The 20,775-nt window shown below is 72.2% G+C and carries 18 protein-coding genes and 1 pseudogene; 10 read left to right on the top strand and 9 right to left on the bottom strand.

Translation table 11 applies throughout. The features are described 5' to 3' along the window. Positions 1-899, top strand: an 899-nt coding sequence (locus tag AC1DXK_RS15070; protein WP_477298173.1) for a GDP-mannose 4,6-dehydratase, incomplete at its 5' end; no start/stop codon positions are given. A 22-nt stretch (positions 900-921) separates the two neighbouring features. Here AC1DXK_RS15070 and AC1DXK_RS15065 read toward each other — a convergent pair. From AC1DXK_RS15065 to AC1DXK_RS15050, 4 genes are read right to left on the bottom strand one after another with little or no spacing between them, the layout of a single operon-like run. Continuing rightward, the gene (locus tag AC1DXK_RS15065) at positions 922-2,127 is read right to left on the bottom strand and encodes a CaiB/BaiF CoA transferase family protein (RefSeq protein WP_457105536.1); all 1,206 of its coding nucleotides are present in this window, start codon (positions 2,125-2,127) and stop codon (positions 922-924) included. Positions 2,128-2,137: 10 nt separating this feature from the next. After that, the gene (locus tag AC1DXK_RS15060) at positions 2,138-2,947 is read right to left on the bottom strand and encodes an IclR family transcriptional regulator (protein WP_477298179.1); all 810 of its coding nucleotides are present in this window, start codon (positions 2,945-2,947) and stop codon (positions 2,138-2,140) included. 14 nt (positions 2,948-2,961) lie between these two features. Continuing rightward, positions 2,962-3,699, bottom strand: a complete 738-nt coding sequence (locus AC1DXK_RS15055; RefSeq protein ID WP_477298171.1) for an enoyl-CoA hydratase-related protein — start codon at positions 3,697-3,699, stop codon at positions 2,962-2,964. Continuing rightward, the gene (locus AC1DXK_RS15050; protein WP_477298169.1) at positions 3,696-4,712 is read right to left on the bottom strand and encodes an NAD(P)H-dependent flavin oxidoreductase; all 1,017 of its coding nucleotides are present in this window, start codon (positions 4,710-4,712) and stop codon (positions 3,696-3,698) included. The genes AC1DXK_RS15055 and AC1DXK_RS15050 overlap by 4 nt, the downstream gene beginning before the upstream one ends. Positions 4,713-5,015: 303 nt before the next feature. Here AC1DXK_RS15050 and AC1DXK_RS15045 point away from each other — a divergent pair, with 303 nt between their 5' ends. The 4 genes and pseudogenes from AC1DXK_RS15045 (at position 5,016) to AC1DXK_RS15030 (ending at position 10,761) form a co-directional block, all read left to right on the top strand. Beyond that, entirely contained in the window at positions 5,016-7,109 is a 2,094-nt protein-coding gene (locus AC1DXK_RS15045; RefSeq protein WP_457105533.1) for a 3-hydroxyacyl-CoA dehydrogenase NAD-binding domain-containing protein, read from the top strand. 14 nt (positions 7,110-7,123) lie between these two features. Next, positions 7,124-8,299, top strand: a pseudogene (locus AC1DXK_RS15040) (acetyl-CoA C-acyltransferase); the annotation flags it as partial. Positions 8,300-8,315: 16 nt separating this feature from the next. Then, positions 8,316-9,512, top strand: a complete 1,197-nt coding sequence (locus AC1DXK_RS15035; RefSeq protein ID WP_477298167.1) for an acyl-CoA dehydrogenase family protein — start codon at positions 8,316-8,318, stop codon at positions 9,510-9,512. A gap of 94 nt (positions 9,513-9,606) precedes the next feature. Next, the gene (locus AC1DXK_RS15030; protein WP_457105530.1) at positions 9,607-10,761 is read left to right on the top strand and encodes an acyl-CoA dehydrogenase family protein; all 1,155 of its coding nucleotides are present in this window, start codon (positions 9,607-9,609) and stop codon (positions 10,759-10,761) included. Positions 10,762-10,916: 155 nt separating this feature from the next. Here the strand turns inward: AC1DXK_RS15030 and AC1DXK_RS15025 are convergent, their stop codons facing one another. From AC1DXK_RS15025 to AC1DXK_RS15010, 4 genes are all read right to left on the bottom strand, one after another. Then, entirely contained in the window at positions 10,917-11,789 is an 873-nt protein-coding gene (locus tag AC1DXK_RS15025; RefSeq protein WP_457105529.1) for a tetratricopeptide repeat protein, read from the bottom strand. Positions 11,790-12,121: 332 nt separating this feature from the next. Then, the gene (locus AC1DXK_RS15020) at positions 12,122-13,234 is read right to left on the bottom strand and encodes a 5-(carboxyamino)imidazole ribonucleotide synthase (protein ID WP_477298164.1); all 1,113 of its coding nucleotides are present in this window, start codon (positions 13,232-13,234) and stop codon (positions 12,122-12,124) included. Further along, complete coding sequence (gene purE, locus AC1DXK_RS15015) at positions 13,231-13,728, bottom strand: 5-(carboxyamino)imidazole ribonucleotide mutase (protein WP_457105527.1); 498 nt, start codon at positions 13,726-13,728, stop codon at positions 13,231-13,233. The genes AC1DXK_RS15020 and purE overlap by 4 nt, the downstream gene beginning before the upstream one ends. A gap of 78 nt (positions 13,729-13,806) precedes the next feature. Further along, positions 13,807-14,025, bottom strand: coding sequence for a YdcH family protein (locus AC1DXK_RS15010; protein ID WP_457105595.1), 219 nt, complete (start codon positions 14,023-14,025; stop codon positions 13,807-13,809). A 204-nt stretch (positions 14,026-14,229) separates the two neighbouring features. Between AC1DXK_RS15010 and AC1DXK_RS15005 the strand changes: the two genes are divergently transcribed. From AC1DXK_RS15005 to AC1DXK_RS14990, 4 genes are all read left to right on the top strand, one after another. Next, positions 14,230-14,412, top strand: a complete 183-nt coding sequence (locus tag AC1DXK_RS15005) for a YdcH family protein (protein ID WP_457105526.1) — start codon at positions 14,230-14,232, stop codon at positions 14,410-14,412. 301 nt (positions 14,413-14,713) lie between these two features. Next, positions 14,714-16,639 carry a propionyl-CoA synthetase gene (locus AC1DXK_RS15000; RefSeq protein WP_457105525.1) on the top strand — a complete coding sequence of 642 codons (1,926 nt, stop codon included), beginning with the start codon at positions 14,714-14,716 and terminating at the stop codon, positions 16,637-16,639. Between the two features lie 523 nt (positions 16,640-17,162). Then, a complete protein-coding gene (locus AC1DXK_RS14995; RefSeq protein WP_457105524.1) occupies positions 17,163-17,582 on the top strand; it encodes a CopG family transcriptional regulator in 420 nt (139 codons plus the stop codon). A 211-nt stretch (positions 17,583-17,793) separates the two neighbouring features. After that, on the top strand, positions 17,794-18,936 hold the full coding sequence (locus tag AC1DXK_RS14990; RefSeq protein WP_457105594.1) for an extracellular catalytic domain type 1 short-chain-length polyhydroxyalkanoate depolymerase: 1,143 nt from the start codon (positions 17,794-17,796) through the stop codon (positions 18,934-18,936). A gap of 63 nt (positions 18,937-18,999) precedes the next feature. Here AC1DXK_RS14990 and AC1DXK_RS14985 read toward each other — a convergent pair whose 3' ends face one another. Further along, complete coding sequence (locus tag AC1DXK_RS14985) at positions 19,000-19,467, bottom strand: hypothetical protein (protein ID WP_457105523.1); 468 nt, start codon at positions 19,465-19,467, stop codon at positions 19,000-19,002. A 178-nt stretch (positions 19,468-19,645) separates the two neighbouring features. On the opposite strand from AC1DXK_RS14985, the gene AC1DXK_RS14980 reads away from it, so the two are divergent. Beyond that, the gene (locus AC1DXK_RS14980; protein WP_457105522.1) at positions 19,646-20,764 is read left to right on the top strand and encodes an NADH:flavin oxidoreductase/NADH oxidase; all 1,119 of its coding nucleotides are present in this window, start codon (positions 19,646-19,648) and stop codon (positions 20,762-20,764) included. Positions 20,765-20,775 lie beyond the last annotated feature (11 nt).

Raw genomic sequence — 20,775 nt, 5'->3', positions numbered from 1 at the left:
GCGCGGGCCATCGCGTGGCCGGGATCGGCCGGGGCCGGGCGCCCCGCCTCCCGGCGGGCGTCACCTATGCGGCGATCGACCTCCTCGACGAGGCCGCGCTCGGCGCCTTCGTGGCACGGTTCCGGCCCACCGCGATCCTGCATCTGGCGGGCCTCGCCTCGGTGGCCGATTCCGCGAGCGGCCCCGGTCAGACCTGGCGGGTGAACGTCAACGGCCTGATGAACCTCGTGGCGGCGGTCGAGGCGGTGCCGGGCTGCACCCTCTTCTTCGTCAGTTCCGGGGAGGTCTACGGCAGCGCGTTCCTCGCCGGCCACGCCTTGAGCGAGGCGGCCGAGCCCCTGCCGCGCAACACCTATGCCCGGTCGAAATGGGTGGGCGAGCAGTTGCTGCGCGACCTGCTCCCCCGGATCGGCGTGAAGCTCGTCGTGCTGCGGCCGTTCAACCATATCGGCCCGGGTCAGGACGAGCGCTTCGTCGTGGCCTCGTTCGCGGGCCAGATCGCCCGGATCGAGGCCGGCCTCGTGCCGCCCTGCCTGGAGGTCGGCAACCTCTCGTCCTATCGCGACTTCCTGGACGTCGCCGACGTGGCGGCCGCCTATGCCGACCTGATCGACCGGGCGGAGTCCCTGTCCGACGGGAGCGTGTTCAACATCAGCTCCGGCCAGCCGCGGACGATCGCGAGCGTGCTGGAGGACCTGCGCGCCCGGGCTCGGGTGCCGTTCGAGATCCGCGTGGCCCCGGAGCGGGTGCGGCCTGCGGAGATTCCGCTGGCCGCGGGGGACGCCGCCTGCCTGCACGCCGCCACCGGCTGGGAGCCGCGGGTCGCCTGGAACGAATCCCTGACGCGGGTGCTGGACGATGCGCGCGCGCGGCTGGCGGAGTCGCGCGGCGGCGGATGAGGCGGGGCGCCCGCTCCGGAGCCTAGCGCACCACGCCCTTCGCCCGCAGCGCGTCGCGCGCGTCGTCCGGGTATTCCAGCTGCTCGGCCAGGATCTCCGCGCTCGAATCCCCGAGACCCGGCGGCATCCGCCGGACCGGGAGCCGGCGCCCGTCGAGCCGGTAGGGTGGGGCGATCACGTGCGCGTTGCCGCCGCCCGCGATCACGAGTCCGGCCTCCCGCGCCCGATCGCAGGTCAGCGCCTCGCGCAGGCCCATCACCTCGCCGCAGGGGATGCCGGCCGCCCGCAGCCGCGCGATCAGCGGCGCGCGCGTCCACTTGGCGAGTTCGGCCTCCAGCACCGGGATGAAGGCGGCGCGGTTCTTCGACCGGTCGAGGTTGGTGGCAAAGCGCGGATCGGCGACGAGATCCGGCCGCTCCAGCACCTGCTCGCAGAAGCGGCGGTACTGGCCGTTGTTGCCCACCGTGATCACCACGGGGCCGTCGCCGGCCTCGAACACGCCGTAGGGCACGATCGAGGGATGGGCGTTGCCGTAGCGCGGCGGGTCGATGCCGCGGGCCAGCGCCTCCAGGCCGTAATAGGAGGTCAGCGCCACGCCGCAATCGAACAGGGCGAGGTCGATGGTCCGGCCGCGCCCGGTGCGCTCCCGCTGGAACAGGGCGGCGAGCACGGCCTGCGCGGCGTATTGCCCGGTGAACAGATCGACCGCCGCGACCCCGAACTTCAGGGGCTGCCCGCCGGCCTCGCCGTTGAGCGCCATCAAGCCGGATTCGCCCTGGACGACCAGGTCGTAGCCGGGCCGGCCGGCCTCGGAGCCGTCCGACGCATAGCCCGCGATGGAGCAGTAGATCAGCCCGGAATTCTCCGCCGACAGGTCCGCGTAGCCGAGGCCGAGCTTCTCCGCCCCGCCGGTCTTGAAGTTCTGCACCAGCACGTCGCTCTCGCGGGCCAGCGCCTTGACGATCGCCAGCCCCTCGGGCGTGGCGAGGTCGACGCCGATCGAGCGCTTGTTGCGGTTGACGCTGTCGAAATACGAGGTGTTGCCGGGACTCGTCGGAACGCCCCAGTCGCGGGTGTCGTCGCCGCGCTCCGGGTGCTCGACCTTGATCACGTCGGCGCCGAGGTCGCCGAGCACCTGCGCGCACCAGGGTCCCGCCAGGACCCGGGACAGGTCGAGGACGCGGATCCCTGCGAGCGGCAGGTCGGCGGCGGCGGGTTGGGCATCCATCAGACGATCCTCAGGCTCCCATCACGCCGTCGAGGCTGCGCACGGCGTCGATGAGTTTCGGGCGCGCCACTTCCATGAGGAAGCGCGCGTCGGTGATGACGGTGGGTGCGCCACAATTGACCGACATCGGCGGCAGGCCGCCGCCGGGATGGAAGCCCACCGCGATGGCGGAGACGGTCTCCTGCCAGTCGCCGAAGGCGGTGCAGCAGCCGATCTCCCGATGCTCGACCACCGCCCGGTCGAGGCCGGCGCGCAGCRCCGGCCAGGCCACCGGGTCGAGCGCCTCCAGGTCCTCGTAGATGCTCGCGCGCTCCCGGTCGGGGCAGATCGCCACGTAGGCGCGGCCCATGGCGCTGCGGGCGAGCGAGATGCGAGAGCCGGTGTCGAGGTTGAGCGAGATCGCGGCCGGCCCGCGCTGGCAGTCGACGTAGCGCATGCTGAGCCGGTCGCGCACGCCGAGCCCCACCGAGGCGTTGGCCGCCTCCGCCACCGCCCGGAGCACCGGCCGGGCGATTCCGCGCACATCGAGGCCGCCCAGAGCGGCCGAGCTGAGCGCGATCGTCGCGGTGCCGAGCCGGTACCGCCCGAGTTCCGGCATGTGCTGCAGGTAGCCGAGCTTGGTCAGCGTGTAGGTGAGCCGCGATACGGTGGAGCGCGGCAACCCGCAGGCCTCGGCGATGTCGTGGTTGGCGAGGCTCGTCCGGCCGGGGCCGAAACAGGCGAGTACCCCCAGCCCCCGGGCGAGCGCCGTGACGAAGTGACGATCCTCCTTGGCGCCATCCGCCGCGGGCGCCCCCGCGTCGGGATCGGCCACCACCATCGTCTCCCCGGCCGTCATCGGCGCAGGAACGCGGCGAAGGCCGYCTGCGCCTCCGGACCGCGGCGGAGCGCGTGGAAGACCTCCGCCTCCTCGGCGAGGGCGCGGGCGACGACCTCCTCGTGGCCACGGCCCAGGGCGCGCTTGGTGGCGGCGAGCGAGGCCCGGGGCAGGGCGGCGAGCGCGCGCGCCTTGGCCATGGCGGTGTCGAGCGCGGCCCCCGCCGGGACGACGGCGTTGACGAGGCCGGCCGAGGCCGCGTCCGCCGCCGTGAAGGGCTCGCCGAGCATCAGCAGTTCGGCCGCGCGCTTCGTGCCTGCCACCAGGGGCAACAGGTAGCTCGACCCGCCCTCGGGACTGAGGCCGAGCGCCGTGAAGGGCAGGCGGAACCGGGCTCCGTCCCCCGCGTAGGCGAGGTCGCAATGCAGCAGCAGCGTCGTGCCGATGCCGACCGCATGCCCCTCCACGGCCGCCACCACGGGCTTAGGGCAGGCCCGCAGGGCCTTGAGGAAGGTCAGGCCGGGGCTGTCGCCCCCCGTCTCCACGTCCTGGAAGTCCTTGAGGTCGTTGCCCGCGGTGAAGCAGCCGCCCGCACCGGTGAGCACGACGACGCGGGCGGCCTCGTCCCGGCCCGCCGCTTGGAGGGCGGCGGTCAGGCCCGCATAGGTCGCGCGGTCGAGGGCGTTGCGCCGCTCCGGCCGGTCGATGGTGACCTGCCGGATCCCGGCCTCCGGATCGGCGATGCGGACGCTCATGGTTCGGCCCCGCCGGCGTAATCCGCCGCCGAACCGGAGAGCCGCGCCCGCGCGGCCGCATACTCCCGGGCGAGCCGGGCGACGAGGTCGGCGGTGGGCGGCGCGTCCGCGATGGTGCCGACGCCCTGGCCGGCGCCCCAGACGTCCCGCCACGCCTTCACGCTGCCGCTGCCGAAGTTCATCGCGGTCTTGTCGCGCACGGGCAGCGCGTCGGGATCGAGCCCGGCGGCGCGGATGCTCGGCGTCAGGTAATTGCCCGGCACGCCCGTGAAATACGGCGTGTAGAGGATGTCGGCCGCCGCGCTGCCGGCGATCATGTCCTTGTAGCCGGCCGCCGCGTTCGCCTCCCGGGTGGCGATGAACCGGGTGCCCATATAGGCGAGGTCGGCGCCCATGGCCTGGGCCGCCAGGATCGCCGGGCCCGATGTGATCGCCCCCGAGAGGATCAGCGGACCGTCGTAGAACCGCCGGATCTCGCCGACGAGGGCGAAGGGGCTCAGGGTGCCGGCATGCCCGCCCGCCCCGGCGCAGACCAGGATCAGCCCGTCGACGCCCGCCTCCAGGGCCTTCTCGGCGTGGCGGACGTTGGTGACGTCGTGGAACACCACGCCGCCATAGGCGTGGACCGGACGGATGACCGCGTCCGGAGCCCGCAGCGAGGTGATGATGATCGGCACCTGGTGCCGGACGCAGGCCTCGACATCCTGCGCCAGGCGGTCGTTGGAGGCGTGGACGATCTGGTTCACCGCGAACGGCGCGACCTTCCGCGTGGGATCGGCCGCGCGGGCCTCCGCGAGGGTTCGGGTGATCCGCGTGAGCCATTCGTCCAGCAGTTCGGCAGGCCGGGCGTTGAGCGCCGGGAACGCGCCGACCACGCCGGACAGGCACTGGGCGATCACCAGTTCCGGGCCGGAGACGATGAACATCGGCGCGCAGATCACCGGCAGGGCGAGCCGGCCGCGCAGGACCTCGGGCAGGCGCCCGGCCTGCAGCTGCTCGGGACCGTCGCTCACCGTCCGCTCCGTGCCGTCGCCCGAAGGAAGCCCCCGGGCTGCTCACCCCGATCGATGCCACGCATCACGATCCCCCCTGTTTCCGGCGACCCAGCCGGCGGTCTCCCTCTCGGTGACCACGGGCGGCTCCCGCCAGCAGCGGTTTTGATGCCATGAGCCACCGGCAACGGTCAAACCGCCAGCGCCACCGTCTTCTGCAATGCAGAATAAGTGACGGTGCTCTGGCCCGCAACCGGGGCACGTTCTTGACGAATGCAGCGACCCAGACCAACATCCCGTGAACTTGCAGACGACTATTCTGCAATGCAGAACAACAGGGAGTCCAGGGTGGTTCGTCAGGAGGTCGATGGCGGCGTGGCCGTGCTCACGCTCGTCAACCCGCCGGTCAACGCGCTCGGCGCCGGGATGCGGGCCGCTCTGGACAGCGCTTTGGACAACGCCATCGCGGACGACGCGGTTCGAGGGATCGTCCTGGCCGCCGAGGGCAAGGTGTTCGTCGGCGGCGCCGACATCAGCGAGTTCGGCAAGCCGCCGCAACCGCCGAGCCTGCCCGATGTGCTGGACCGGCTCGATGCCAGCCCGAAGCCGGTGGTGGCGGCGATCAACGGGGCCGCGCTCGGCGGCGGCCTGGAATTGGCGATGGCCTGCCACGGCCGGGTCACGGCGCCGTCCGCCAGGATCGGCCTGCCGGAGATCAAGCTCGGGATCATCCCGGGAGCGGGGGGCACGCAGCGCCTGCCGCGCCTGATCGGACCCGACGCGGCCTTCCCGATGATGCTCACCGGCGAGCCGGTCACCGCCGAGACGGCGGCGGCGCTCGGGATCGTCGACGCCGTGGTGCTGGGCGACCTCGTCGCGGTGGCCCGGACCCGGGCGCTGGAACTGGCCGATTCGGGCGCGCTGCCGCGGGTGCGCGACCGGTCGGACAGGCTCACGCCGGGAGCGCGCGAAAAATTCGAGGCGCAGGCCGCCGAAGCGACGAAGCGCGATCCCGACGCCACCAACGTCCACGCCCTGGCGCGGGCCGTGCGCGCCGGCCTGGAGCAGGATTTCGACGCCGCCGTGGCGGTGGAGCGGGCGGAATTCCGCGCCCTGGTGGAGGACCCGCGCTCCAAGGCCCTGCGCTACGCGTTCTTCGCCGAGCGCGAGGCGGCCCGGGTGCCCGGCTTGCCGAAGGACACGCCCCGCCGCCCGATCCGGACGGCGGCGGTGATCGGCGCCGGCACGATGGGCGGCGGCATCGCCATGTGCTTCGCCAATGCCGGCATTCCCGTGACGGTGATCGAGACGGAGGCCGGCGCCCTGGAGCGCGGCCTCGACCGGGTGAAGGGGCTCTATGCGGGCTCGGCCAAGCGCGGCTCGATCACCGAGGCGCAGCGCGACGAGCGGGTCGGCCGGATCACCGGCGCGATCGGCCTGGAGCAGGCCGGGGAGGCCGACATCGTCATCGAGGCGGCCTTCGAGGACATGGGCGTCAAGCGGGACATCTTTTCCAAGCTCGACGCGATCGCCAGGCCCGGCGCGATCCTGGCGACCAACACCTCCTACCTCGACGTGAATTCCATCGCGGCGGTGACGGGACGTCCGCAAGACGTGCTCGGCCTGCACTTCTTCAGCCCGGCCAACGTCATGCGCCTCGTGGAGGTGGTCCGGGCCGAGAAGACGGCCCCGGACGTGGTCGCCACCGCCCTCGAACTCGGCAAGCGCCTCAACAAGCTGCCGGTGACGGTGGGGGTCTGCTTCGGCTTCGTCGGCAACCGCATGCTGGAGCGTCGCAGCCGCGCCGGCGAGCGCCTGCTCCTGGAGGGCGCACTGCCCCACGAGGTCGACGCGGCGGTGACCGGTTTCGGCTTCCGGATGGGTCCCTTCGCCATGGGCGACCTCGCGGGCCTCGATATCGGCTGGCGCTCGCGCAAGGATTTCGGCGGGCGGGCGCCGGTCGCCGATTCGCTGGCCGAGCAGGGCCGGTTCGGCCAGAAGACGGGACGCGGCTTCTACCTCTATCCCGACGGCGCCCGGGCCGGCACCCGTGATCCGGAGGTCGAGGCGCTGATCGCGCGCGTCGCCGCCGAGCACGGCGTTACCCGCCGCAGCTTCACACCCGACGAGATCGTCGCGCGGCTCATGTACCCGATGGTCAACGAGGGCGCGCGGATCCTGGAGGAGGGCATCGCGGCCCGGCCCGGCGACATCGATACGATCTGGATCAACGGCTACAACTGGCCAGCCTGGCGCGGCGGCCCGATGCACTGGGCCGACACGGTGGGGCTGAAGACCGTCGCCGAGGCGCTGTCGCGCTTCGCGGCGGAGACCGGCGACGACAGCCAGGAGCCCGCGCCGCTCCTGAAGCGCCTCGCCGCCGAGGGCGGCAGCTTCGCCGGCCTGAAGAACGCCTGAGCGGGAGAAAGATCATGACCGACGCGGTGATCGTCGCGACCGCCCGCACGCCCATCGGCAAGGCCCATCGGGGCGCGCTGAACCTCACCCGCGGCGCCGACCTCGCGGCCCATGCCATCCGGGGCGCCCTGGAGCGGGCGCGGCTCGAACCGGAGGCCGTGGAAGAGGTGGTGCTCGGCTGCGGCTATCCGGAGAACGCCACGGGCGGCAACGTCGCCCGCCACGCCGCCCTGGTGGCGGGGATCCCTGTCGAGTCGGCCGGGGTCACGGTCTCGCGCTTCTGCGCCTCGGGGCTGGAGGCGATCGCCAGCGCCGCGCGCCGGATCATCCTCGACGGCGTGCCGGTGGCGGTCGCGGGCGGCGTGGAGTCGATCAGCCTCGTGCAGCCGAAGGTCCAGCGGGAGCTGACCCGCAACGCCTGGCTCGAGGCGCACCTGCCGGCGATCTACATGCCGATGATCGAGACCGCCGACATCGTGGCCGAGCGCTACGGCATCTCCCGCGAGGCGCAGGACCGGTTCGCCCTGGAGAGCCAGCGCCGGACCGCGGCGGCGCAGGAACGCGGCCTGTTCGACGACGAGATCGTCCCGATGAGCGCCGTCATGGCGGTGACCGACAAGGCCACCGGCGAGACCCGGGAGGTCGAGACCCGGATCACCAAGGACGAGGGCAACCGGCCGGACACGACGCTCGACGGTCTCGCCAAGCTCAAGCCCGTGCGCGGGGAGGGCGCCTTCATCACGGCCGGCAATGCCAGCCAGCTCTCCGACGGGGCCTCGGCCAGCGTGCTGATGTCGGCCGACGAGGCGGCGCGGCGCGGCCTCGAACCGCTCGGCACCTTCCGGGGCTTCGCCTCGGCGGGCTGCGGGCCGGAGGAGATGGGCATCGGCCCGGTCTTCGCGGTACCGCGGCTCCTGGAGCGGCAGGGCCTGACGGTCTCCGACATCGACCTGTGGGAGCTGAACGAGGCCTTCGCGTCCCAGTCGGTCTATTGCCGCGACAAGCTCGGGATCGACCCGGACAAGGTCAACGTCAACGGCGGCGCCATCGCGGTCGGCCATCCCTTCGGCATGTCGGGGGCGCGGCTCGTGGGCCACGCCCTGCTGGAGGGCCGCCGCCGCGGCGCGCGCTACGCCGTGGTGACCATGTGCGTCGCCGGCGGCCAGGGCTGCGCCGGCCTGTTCGAGATCGCCAGGAGCTKAGCCGATGGACCTGCGCTTCACCGACGACGAGATCGCGTTCCGCGACGCGGTCCGCACCTTCTGCCGGACGGAGATCCCGGCCGAGATCCGCAAGAAGGTCTCGGAGGGCCGCAGCCTCTCGAAGGAGGATTACGTCACCAGCCAGCGCATCCTCAACGCCAAGGGCTGGGCGGTGCCGCACTGGCCGCAGGAATGGGGCGGCCGGGATTGGACCCCGATCCAGCGCTACATCTACACGGAGGAGCTGTTCCAGGCGGCGGTGCCGCTGCCCCAGCAGTTCAACTGCTACATGTTCGGCCCGGTGCTCGCGACCTTCGGGCGGCAGGACCAGAAGGAGCGCTTCCTGCCGCGCGCCGCCAACCTCGACGATTGGTGGTGCCAGGGTTTCTCCGAGCCCGGCGCCGGCTCCGACCTCGCCTCGCTGAAGACCAAGGCGGTGCGCGACGGCGACCACTACGTCGTCGACGGCCAGAAGACCTGGACGACCCTCGGCCAGCACGCCGACTGGATCTTCTGTCTGGTCCGCACCGATTTCGAGGCGAAGAAGCAGCGCGGCATCTCGTTCCTGCTGATCGACATGAAGACGCCCGGCATCACCGTGCGCCCGATCCTGACCCTGGAGGGTCGGCACGAGGTCAACGAGGTCTTCTTCGACTCCGTGCGCGTACCGGTCGAGAACCTCGTCGGCGAAGAGAACAAGGGCTGGGACTACGCGAAATTCCTGCTCGCCAACGAGCGCACCGGCATCGCCCGGATCGGCCTCACCAAGGAGCGGATCGCCCGCATCAAGCGTCTCGCCCGGGAGATGCCGGCCGGTCCGGGCACGATGTGGGACGATCCCGCCTTCCGGTCCCGCGTGGCGGAGGTCGAGGTCGAGCTGAAGGCCCTGGAGATCACCCAGATGCGGGTGGCGGCCAAGCAGGGCCGGGCGGATTCGGTGGAGCCGGACCCGGCCTCCTCCCTGCTCAAGATCCGCGGCTCGCAGCTCCAGCAGGYGGCGACCGAGCTGCTGGTGGAACTCGCCGGGCCCTTCGCCCTCGCGGCGCCCGCGCGCGGGGCCGGGGCCAACAACCTGCCCGGCGGCTTCGACTGGGTGGATGCGGCGGCGCCGAGCTACTTCAACAACCGCAAGGTCTCGATCTACGGCGGCTCGAACGAGATCCAGCACAACGTCATCGCCAAGGGCATTCTGGGGTTGTGAGCCGCCCCCCGCGCTGACGCACCATCAAAGACGCAGTGATCGAAACCGGATCTCCCTCCCCCCTCTGCGGGGGAGGGAAAGACCTGAGGACACCATGGATTTCGACCTGAACGAGGACCAGTCGCTCCTGCGCGACAGCGTCGAGCGGCTGGCCGCCGACCTCTACCCGTCCCTGGAGAGCCGGCAGGCGCGGCTCAAGGCGCCCCTGGGCTTCCCCGCAGAGGGCTGGGCGGCCTTCGCCGAACTCGGCGTCGCCGGCCTGCCCTTCTCCGAGGAGGAGGGCGGCCTCGGCGGCGGCCCGGTCGAGACCATGCTGGTCATGGAGGCGGTGGGCCGCAATCTCGTGGTCGAGCCGCTTCTGGCGAGCCTCGTACTGGGCTCGACGGCCCTGCGGCTCGGCGGCAGCGCAGCGCAGAAGGCGCGCCTGGTCCCGGACCTCGTCTCCGGAACCCTGCGCCTGACCCTGGCCCACACCGAGCGCCAGTCCCGCTACGACCTCGCGGACGTGGCCACCACAGCCCGGCGCTCCGGCGACGGCTTCGTGCTCAGCGGCGCCAAGAGCGTCGTGCCCAACGCCGACGCGGCCGGCCTGATGGTGGTCTCCGCCCGCGTGTCCGGGGAGCGGCGCGACGCGCACGGCATCGGCCTGTTCCTGGTCCCCACCGACGCCGCGGGGGTCGCGGTCGAGGCCTACCCGACCCAGGATGGCGGCCGGGCCGCGGAAGTGTCGTTCTCGGACGTGCAGCTCCCCGGCGACGCGGCCCTCGGCGATCCCGAGGGCGGCCTGCCGCTCCTGGAGCGGGTGGTCGAGCACGGGATCGCGGCGCTGGCCGCCGAGGCGGTCGGCTCCATGGACGCGCTCCACAAACTGACCGTGGAATACCTCAAGACCCGCAAGCAGTTCGGCGTCAGCGTCGGCTCGTTCCAGGCGCTGCAGCACCGGGCGGTGGACATGCTGATCCAGCTGGAGCAGGCCCGCTCGATGGCGCTCTACGCCGCCATGATGGTCGCTGCGCCGGATGCGCCGGCCCGGGCCGCGGCCCTCTCGGCCGTGAAGGTGCAGATCAACAAGGCCTGCCGCTACGTCGGCCAGGAGGCGGTGCAGCTCCACGGCGGCATCGGCATGACGCTCGAATACATCGGCGCCCACCACTTCAAGCGGCTCGCCATGATCGAGTACCAGCTCGGCGACACCGCCCATCACCTGCGCCGGATCACGCAGGACGCGAACGGGCTTCTGGCGGCCTGAAGGGCGGGCACGCCCGTTCGCGGCCTCGTCCTGGGGCGCCGGAGCGACGCGGAAGCCACCGACGAGGCTTCCGGACAGCGTCGTGATTGGAGCCCGCCTTCGAGACTCGCCGATGCGGGTCTCTCAGGGTGCGGGCGCCGAACGGGGAGCCGGGATCAGTTGAACAGCGAGCCCACACCGCCCTGGACGCGGCCGAGACCGGCGCGGGCGACGGAATTGTTGGGATCGATCACGGCGGCGCGCTGGTAGTTCTCCAGCGCCTCCTTGCGCTGCCCCGACTTCTCGTAGGCGAGGCCGCGGTAGGCCCAGGAGGTCGCGTCCTTGTTGTTGACGTTGAGGGCCGCGTTGTAGTCCTCGATCGCCTTCGGGTACTGGTTCGTGGCGATCAGGCTCTGGCCGCGGGCCGCGTAGGGCGCGGACTTGAAGGGGTCGCGGTCGATGGCGGCGTCGAAATCGGCGATCGCCTGGGTCTCCTGACCCTGCTTCTGCTTCACGAGGCCGCGAGCATGGTAGGCCTCGGCCGATTCCGGCATCAGCCGGATCGCGACGTTGAGGTCGTTCAGCGCCTGGTCGAGGTTGCCCTGGGCGCGCTCGACATTGGCGCGGCCGATATAAGCGGGGCCGTAATTCGGATCGATGCCGATCGCCTTGGTGAAGTCCTGCAGCGCGGGGCCGTCGCGGCCGACCTGACGGCTGGCGAGCGCCCGGTTGTTGTAGGCCGAGGCCGAGTTCGGATCGATCTGGATCGCCTTGGTGAAGTCGGCGATGGCGTCGTTGAACTGGCCGGCGCGGGCATAGGCGGCCCCGCGGGTGTTGTAGGCGGCCGCATCGTTCGGGTTGCGCTGAACCACCTCGGTCAGCGAGGCGATGTTCACGTTGGTGGCGCCCGTGGTGTCCGTCTCCAGCACGGCGTATTGCCGCGCGCCGGCGGCGCTCCCCACGGTCTCACACCCCGCCAGGGCCGCGGCCGAAAGCGCGGCCGCGCCGATCAGTGCCGACTTCCGCGCCAGCCCGTTGCGTACGATCATCGCCCCACTCTCCCCGAGGCGCAGCCCGCCTGCCGCGTGCCCGCCCCGCCCCTCTCAGTCCAAGAGCCCGCGCGCCGCGCCGGGCACACCCGAATCCGGGGTACCGTCGCGCATCACGGTGAAGGCCGGCTTAAGAAGCGCCGCCTCGTGATCCGGCCGCCGCCGGTCCCGACGGGACTCAGGCGATGCGGGCGGACTCGATCGACAGGCTTCGGAACCGACCACGACGTGGTGGAAGCGGCGGGATGTGGCGAAGGTATGGCTCGACGGGCCCCGGCGCCGAGTCCGGGCTCGCGGCCGCCACGCGGCGGCGCGAGTGTGCCCTCGAAGCCTCAGGAACCGGTCGGGCAGGTGCCGAGGCGCGTCACGTGACCCATCTTGCGGCCGGGACGGGCCTCGCCCTTGCCGTAGAGGTGCAGATGGGCGCCGGGCTCGGCCAGCAGGGCGTGCCAGTCGTCGGCCTGGGCACCGATCAGGTTGCGCATCTCCACCGGCAGGCCGCCGACGCGGGCGGCATCGCCCAGGGGCCAGCCGCAGACGGCGCGGACGTGCTGGGCGAATTGCGAGGTCAGCGCCCCCTCGCTGGTCCAGTGGCCGGAATTGTGCACCCGGGGTGCGATCTCGTTGACGACGAGCCGCTCCGCCCCGTCCTCCCGCACCAGGAACATCTCCACGGCGAGGACGCCGACATAGTCCAGGGCGTCGGCGATGCGCCGGGCGATGTCGAGGGCCGCGCGGCCGGTCTCAGGGGCGAGGCCGGGGGCCGGCACCCGGGTCAGCGCCAGGATGTGGTCGCGGTGCTCGTTCTCGCACAGGTCGAAGGCCGCGAAGCTGCCGTCGCGGGCGCGGGCGCCCACCACCGAGACCTCGCGCTCGAACGGCACGAAGCCCTCCAGGATCAGCGGCGCGCCGCCGAACTCGGCGAACAGCGCGTTGCGGTCACCCTCGGCCCGCTCGCGCAGGATGCGCTGACCCTTGCCGTCATAGCCGAAGCGCCGGGTCTTGAGCACCGCCGGCAGGCCGATCACCTCGATCGCCCGGTCGAGGTCGTCGGGCGCGTCCACCGCCCGGAACGGCGCGGTCGGGATGCCGAGGCCGTTGACGAATTCCTTCTCGGTGAGGCGATCCTGCGTGGTGGACAGCGCCCGCGCGTTGGGGTGCAGGGGGGCGTGCCGCGCCAGGATGTCGGCGGTGGCGTGCGGGATGTTCTCGAACTCGTAGGTCACGACGTCGACGCTGCGGGCGAAGGCCGCGAGCGCCTCGGGATCGTCGTAGGCCGCGCAGGTGGTCCGTGCGGCCACGTCGAAGGCGGGGCTGTCCGCGTCGGGGGCGTAGACGTGCACCTTGAGGCCGTAATCGGCCGCAGCGAGCGCGATCATGCGCCCGAGTTGCCCGCCGCCGACGATGCCGAGGGTGGAGCCGGGGCCGAGGATCCTGTCCGTCACGCGTTCTCTTCCGTCACCGGCCGTTCGGCCACCGAGGCGGTCTGGGCCGCGCGCCACGCCTCCAGGCGCTCCGCCAGTCCCGCGTCTGACAGCGCCAGGACCGAGACGGCGAGCAGGGCGGCGTTGATGGCCCCGGCCCGGCCGATCGCCAGGGTCCCCACCGGGATTCCGGCCGGCATCTGGACGATGGAGAGCAGGCTGTCCTGGCCGGACAGGGCCTTCGACTCCACCGGCACGCCGAAGACCGGCAGACGGGTCATCGCAGCCGCCATGCCGGGCAGGTGCGCGGCACCGCCCGCACCCGCGATCACGACCTTGAGACCGGCCGCGACCGCGCCCTTGGCGAAGGCCACGAGCCGGTCGGGGGTGCGGTGGGCCGACACGATCCGCGCATCGTAGGGCACGCCGAGGGCGTCGAGCGTCTCGGCGGCATGCCGCATGGTCGCCCAGTCGGACTGGCTTCCCATGATGATCGCGACCGGAGGCGACACCATCGTTGATCCCGGCAAAAGAGGGCGCTTACAGGCGGCGCGGGTCCGCGGCAAGGCGGACACCGGAAGCGTCCACCGGCATCAGGCGATGATGTCCGGCGTGACCATGTCCTCGACGTGGCGGATCCGATCCCGCAGGGTCAGCTTGCGCTTCTTCAGCCGCTGGATCTGGAGCTGGTCCCCGGCGACGCTGCGCTCCAGCGCCTCGATGGCGCTGTCGAGGTCCCGGTGCTCCTCCCGCAGGCGGGCCAGCTCGCCGAGGAGGTCCGACTGCGCGCTCTCACTCGACTCTTCCGCCATCGTCACCTGCGGATCCGAAGACCGTTCATCGCCCGGGACGTTCATGGCCCGCGCATTCATCGTCCAAGAGCATGCGGCACGGCCCCGCCCCGGACAAGCCGGCGCGGTAAGCATTCGTCAGACTTAGCAGCAGAAAACGCTTCGACAGGTCCGGCATCCTGTGCCAATCTCGACGTGTCGAAACGATGACAGGAGATTCGGCTCATGTCGCTGCAGACGCATCTGAACCAGCTCGCCCGGAAGCACGAAGCCCTCGAGCGTGAGATTCACGAAGCGATCCACAGGCCTTCGGCGAACGACCTCCATATCGCCGAGCTGAAGCGACGGAAACTCCTCCTCAAGGACGAGATCAACAGGCTCCAGGCCGGCAACGACACGCTGCACTGAGCCGCGGATCCGTCAGCCACGTTAGCAGACCCACTCTGACAGCCGCCGCAACGGGAGCCCCCGATGCGGCGGTTTTTCCATGGTCCGCACCTTATCCAGCCCGTCTCATTCCAAGTCCCGCGACTTTCCATGCTCCACGCGTCGCCGGTTCGTAGCCGGGCCGCGTGGGGCTCCGCCGCCGGACCGGACGGCGCAGGCGCGGGCGTCGCGGGCTGGACCCCGGCCAGCCCTCGCCCCGGCGCGAGAATGGGCTAATCTGCTCCGACCGCCGGAGAGCGGCCCGTGAGGAAACGCCGAGCCGATGACGACCGCCAGCCTTCCAGGCCGCTATCCCGAGACCTACGAATCGGCCCTTCGCGATCCGGAGGCGTTCTGGCTCGCTGCCGCCCGAGCCCTGGACTGGACGCGGGCGCCCGCCCAGGCCTTCGCGCCGGAATCCGGCCCCTACGGCCGCTGGTTCCCGGACGGGTCCCTCAACGCCTGCCACAACGCCGTCGACCGCCACGCCGCGGGGGCACGGGCGGAGCAGGTGGCGATCCACTACGATTCGCCCGTCACCGGGACCAAGCGCAGCATCACCTACCGGGCGCTGCGCGACGAGGTGGCGGTGCTGGCCAGCGTGCTCGCCGGGCTCGGCGTCGGCAAGGGCGACCGGGTGATCCTCTACATGCCGATGGTGCCCGAGGCGCTGTTCGGCATGCTGGCCTGCGCCCGGCTCGGCGCGGTCCATTCGGTCGTGTTCGGCGGCTTCGCGGCCAACGAGCTCGCGGTGCGGATCGAGGACGCGGCGCCGAAGGTGGTGCTCGCCGCCTCCTGCGGCATCGAGCCGAACCGGGTGGTCGCCTACAAGCCGCTGCTCGATGCGGCCATCGCCGCCTCCCGCCACAAGCCCGAGGCCTGCCTGATCCTGCAGCGCCCGCAGGCCGCCGCGACCCTCCTGCCGGAGCGGGACCACGACTGGGCGGAGAGTGTCGCGGCCGCCAGGGCGGCGGGCGCCGAGGCGGCGTGCGTGCCGGTCGCCGCCACCGACCCGCTCTACATCCTCTACACCTCGGGCACGACGGGGAAGCCGAAGGGCGTGGTCCGCGACACCGGCGGCTACCTCGTCGCCCTCGCGTGGTCGATGCCGAACCTCTACGGCGTCCAGCCCGGCGAGACCTATTTCTGCGCCTCCGACATCGGCTGGGTGGTCGGCCACTCCTACATCGTCTACGCGCCGCTGCTCCACGGCTGCACGACGGTGCTGTACGAGGGCAAGCCGGTGGGCACACCCGATGCCGGCGCCTTCTGGCGGGTCGTCGCCGAGTACGGGGTGGCGTGCCTGTTCACCGCGCCGACGGCCCTGCGGGCGATCAAGAAGGAGGATTCCGCCGGCGCCCGGATCGCCGACTACGACCTCTCCGCCTTCCGCAGCCTGTTCCTGGCCGGCGAACGCGCCGACCCCGACTCGGTCGCCTGGGCCGAGCGCGTGCTGGACAGGCCGGTGATCGACCATTGGTGGCAGACCGAGACCGGCTGGCCCATCGCCGGAAATCCGATGGGTCTCGGCCTCCTGCCGGTGAAGCACGGCAGCACCTGCGTGCCGATGCCGGGCTACCGGGTCGAGGTGCTGGACGAGGGCGGCAAGCCCGTCCCGGCCGGCACGATGGGCACCATCGCGATCCGGCTGCCCCTGCCGCCCGGCTGCCTGCCGACCCTCTGGGGGTCGGACGACCGCATGCGGTCGAGCTATCTCGCCACCTTCCCGGGTTACTACGACACCTCGGATGCCGGGGTGATCGATCAGGACGGCTACATCACGGTGCTCGGGCGGACCGACGACATCATCAACGTGGCGGGCCACAGGCTGTCCACCGGCGGCATGGAGGCGGTGCTGGCGGGCCACCCGGATGTCGCCGAATGCGCGGTCATCGGCATCCGCGACGCGCTCAAGGGCGAGGTGCCCTGCGGCTTCGTGGTGCTCAAGGCCGGCGTCGACCGGCCCACCGAGGCGATCGAGCGGGAACTCGTCGCCAAGGTGCGCGACGAGATCGGCCCGGTGGCGGCCTTCAAGCTCGCCCTCACCGTGCCGCGGCTGCCCAAGACCCGCTCGGGCAAGATCCTGCGGGCCACGATGAAGCGCATCGCCGACCACGAGCCCTGGACGATGCCGGCGACGATCGACGATTCTACGGCCCTGGACGAGATCGGCGAGAGCCTGAAGGGCCGGGGGATCGGCGCCGGCTGATCGTCGGATCCGCGTCCGGGCCGCGGCGTCATCGCCGGGACCGGGCGCAGCGATCCGAACGAAGGCGGCCGGTCTTCGGAAGGAGGCCCTCCGCACCGCTCGGCGCGCGCAAGCTGTCGAATCCGGCTCCGGCACGATGGCCGGGTCCGTCGGCCACCCGATCGCCTCCAGCCGGCGCATCCAGGCCGATCCCGGGCACCGCGCGCCCTCGCGGCGCGCCGGCATCCGTGGGACGGACATGCGCCCGCAGGCCCGTGCCTGCGGGCGAAGCGGCGTCATCCCGTGACGCCGCGCTTTCCGACGTCGCACGGCCCCGGGTCGGGTCGCTGCGCCGGCGATGACGGCAGTGGCGGCGATCCGGCGACGCCCCGATCCGCCTGCCCTGGCGACGCCCTTCGAAACACGTCCGTCCAGGCCGGATCGCAGGGCCGTGATACCCGTCGGCGCGCCCTGCATCTTGCGCCGACCTTGCGCGTCTCCATCTATAGACCATCCAACCGGATGGCCAAGAGCAGGTATCACGATGACCGACGCCAGTCGCGACCTCCGTCCGAAGGTGCCGGACAGCGAGAAGATCACGGTCAATCTCGGCTTCGTCGATCTCGGGCGCGTCGATCTGATGGTCCGCGACGGTTTTTACGCCAACAGGGCCGACTTCATCCGCACGGCCGTGCGCAACCAGCTCGACCGCCAGGAGGAGGCGCTCCGGCAATCGGTGGCGCGGCGCCAGCTCCGGCTGGGGGTCCTGCACGTCTCCCGCGCGGAGCTGGAGGCGGCCCGGGATGCCGGCTCGCCCCTGCACATCCAGGTCCTGGGCCTCGCCACGATCGCCATCGACGTCACGCCCGAACTGGCCCGGGCCGCCATCGCCTCCGTGGAGGTACTGGGTGCCCTCCAGGCGAGCCCCGCCGTCAAGGCGGCCCTCGCCGACCGCACCGTCTGACCGTTCGCGCCGCTTGCGCGAACACGCCGTCCGAACGACGCCGCACAAGGATCACCCCATGTTCCGCTTCCCCAAGTTCGACCCGTCGAAGCTCGACCCTGCGGCGTTCGGCATGCCGAACTTCGATCCCCGTACCTTCGCCCCTCCTGCCTTCGACGCCGCGGCGGCAGCGACCGCGGCGGGGGCCGGGGCCGGCGACCGTGCCGCCCGGATGCAGGACGCGATGGCGCGGTTCCGCCGAGCCCAGGAAGCCGCCTTCGCGCAATGGACCGAGGCCCGGCGCAGCATGGCCGACCGGCCGGACGCCGTGAGTCCCGACGGGCCGACCCTCGACATGGAGGCACCGACGGTCGCCGGGGGAGCCTGGACGGCGCCGGACCAGGGCGGCGGCGCGGAGCCGGCGGCAGGCCCGGACCTGTCGGCGCTGATGCAGGCGCTGCGCGCGCGCATGCCGAATCCCGTCCCGGCGGGTCGGGGCAGCGCCGTGGAGATCCCGCACGGGGCGCGGTTCGAGGATCGTGTCTTCGCGGAGGCTGCCGGGAGCCGGCGCTACAAGGTCTACGTCCCGAGCGGCTATCGGGGTCAGGCCCTGCCCGTCATCGTGATGCTGCACGGCTGCACCCAGAACCCCGACGACTTCGCCGCCGGCACGCGGATGAACGCCCTGGCCGAGGCGCAGACCTTCCTGGTCGTCTACCCGGAACAGCCCCCGTCGGCCAATCCGCAGCGCTGCTGGAACTGGTATGCGGCCGGGGATCAAGTCCGCGAGGGCGGCGAGCCGGCGCTGATCGCCGGCATCGCCCGGTCGGTGGTCGCGGAGTTCTCTGCCGATCCCAGCCGGGTCTACGCGGCCGGGCTCTCGGCCGGCGGCGCCGCGGCGGCGATCCTGGCCGCGACCCATCCGGACCTGTTCGCCGCCGTCGGGATCCATTCCGGGCTGGCCTGCGGGGCGGCCCGGGACATGCCCGGCGCCTTCGCGGCGATGAAGGGCCAGGGCCTCGCGCCGGGGCGTAACCGGACGGCCGTCCCGACCATCGTGTTCCACGGCGACGGTGACCGCACCGTCCATCCCGTCAACGGCGATCGGGTGGCCGCGCAGGCCGCCGCCCAGGCGCGGCTCGTCGAGACGGTCAGCCGGGGCACGAGCCAGGACGGCATGGCCTATACCCGGACCATCCGCAGCGACGCGTCCGGACGGGCTCTGCTGGAGCAGTGGGTCCTGCACGGAGCCGGGCATGCATGGTCGGGGGGGAGCCCGGCAGGATCCTACACCGAGCCGCGCGGCCCGGATGCCAGCCGCGAGATGGTCCGGTTCTTCCTGGCGCAGGCCCTCGATCCGGACAGCCGCGCCTGAGCACTGCAACCGACGGCGCGGCCGGGTCGCCGCGCCGTCACCCGGACGATCCGGGGCAGGGTGTCAATCCGCGTCGGGACCGTCGGAATCGTCGTCCAGGTCGGCCGGCGCCGACCGGTCCAGGGTCGGGGCGTAGGTCCCCTGGGGCTGGTCCGTCGAGACCGATGCCGGCACGCTCTGGGCGCTCGGGTCGGTGGGGATCAGGGTCGCGGTGGCTGCCACGAGACCGGCCATCGACCGGACGTTCCGGGGCTGGCTCGGGTCGCGGGAGATCAGTGTGGCTTCCCGCTGCAGGCGGAGATTGCAGGCCTGCGACGGCAGACCGCCCTCCGGCGTGCAGGCATCGTGGCGGGCGCAGGCCGCGTCGAGGGCATCGATCGGCGGCAGGGGCGCATTGTTACCCGGGCCGCAATAATTGCCGTGCACGAGCATCTTGGGTCCGCCAAGGGCGGCCGGCTGGGCGTAGGACGGCCCCGCGACGGCGGCGCAGCCGGCCGTGAGGAGGAGCGAGGCGGCAAGTTTCGTGAGCATGTTTCAGAACCCCGGGCGATCTCGCCCCCTCAGGCGGCTCGCGTCGTGGCGAGAGCGCGAAGAACGGCCGGTCGCCTAAGCAGGTTCCCGCACGGCCCGCCGCAGGGCTGCTCTGACGCACCGCACTGGCCGCCGCGCCCATCCTGCGCCAGAGTGGCGGCTCCATCCGGAGTTGCCGATGACCGCTCGCCTGTTCGAACCCCTGACGCTCGACGCCCTGACCCTCGAGAACCGTATCCTCATCGCGCCGATGTGCCAGTATTCGGCCCGGGACGGTGAGGCCACCGACTGGCACATGATGCATCTCGGCCAGCTCGCCATGTCGGGTGCCGGCCTGCTGACCCTCGAGGCCACCGCGGTGTCGCCCGAGGCGCGGATCACCGCCTGGGACCTCGGACTCTACAACGACGGCTGCGAGCGGGCGCTGGGCCGGGTGCTCGATGCCGTGCGCGAATACGCGCCGATCCCGATCTGCATCCAGATCGCCCATGCCGGCCGCAAGGCGTCGAGCGACGCCCCCTGGGCCGGCGGCCAGCAGATCCCGCCGGAGCACGCCTACGGCTGGCGCACGGAGGCGCCCTCGGCGGTCGCGCACGGGGAGGGCGAGGTCCCGCCCCACGCCCTCGACGCCGCCGACCTGAAGCGCGTCCGCGACCAGTTCGTGGCCACGGCCAAGCGCGCGGTGCGGCTCGGCATCGAGGCGGTGGAACTGCACGGCGCCCACGGCTACCTGCTGCACCAGTTCCTGTCGCCGATCGCCAACAAGCGCACCGACCAGTACGGCGGCAGCCTGGAAAACAGGATGCGCTTCCCGCTGGAGATCTACGACGCGGTGCGCGACGTCGTCCCGGCCGGCAGCCCGGTCTGGCTGCGCGTCTCGGCCACCGACTGGGTCGAGGACGGCTGGGACATCGACGAGACCGTGGCGCTGGCCCAGGCGCTCAAGCGGGCGGGATCTCCGGCGCTCCACGTCTCGACGGGCGGCGTCTCGCCCAAGCAGGCGATCAAGCTCGGGCCGGGCTATCAGGTGCCCTATGCCGAGCGGATCAAGGCCGAGACCGGGCTCACCACCATCGCGGTCGGCCTGATCACGGACGCCCGTCAGGCGGAGGCGATCCTGCAGGAGGGGCGGGCGGACGCGATCTCGCTGGCCCGCGCCATGCTGTACGATCCGCGCTGGCCCTGGCACGCGGCGGCCGAACTCGGCGCCAAGGTGCGCGCGCCCAAGCAGTACTGGCGCTCGCAGCCGCGGGAGTACAAGGATCTGTTCAAGGACACGGCGTTCGGGCAGCGGTGACGCGGCTCCCG

It is taken from the genome of Methylobacterium sp. P3_A11, assembly GCF_056403155.1.
Note: the sequence above shows the minus strand (reverse complement) of the source record. Positions and strands in the feature narration are given on the sequence as shown.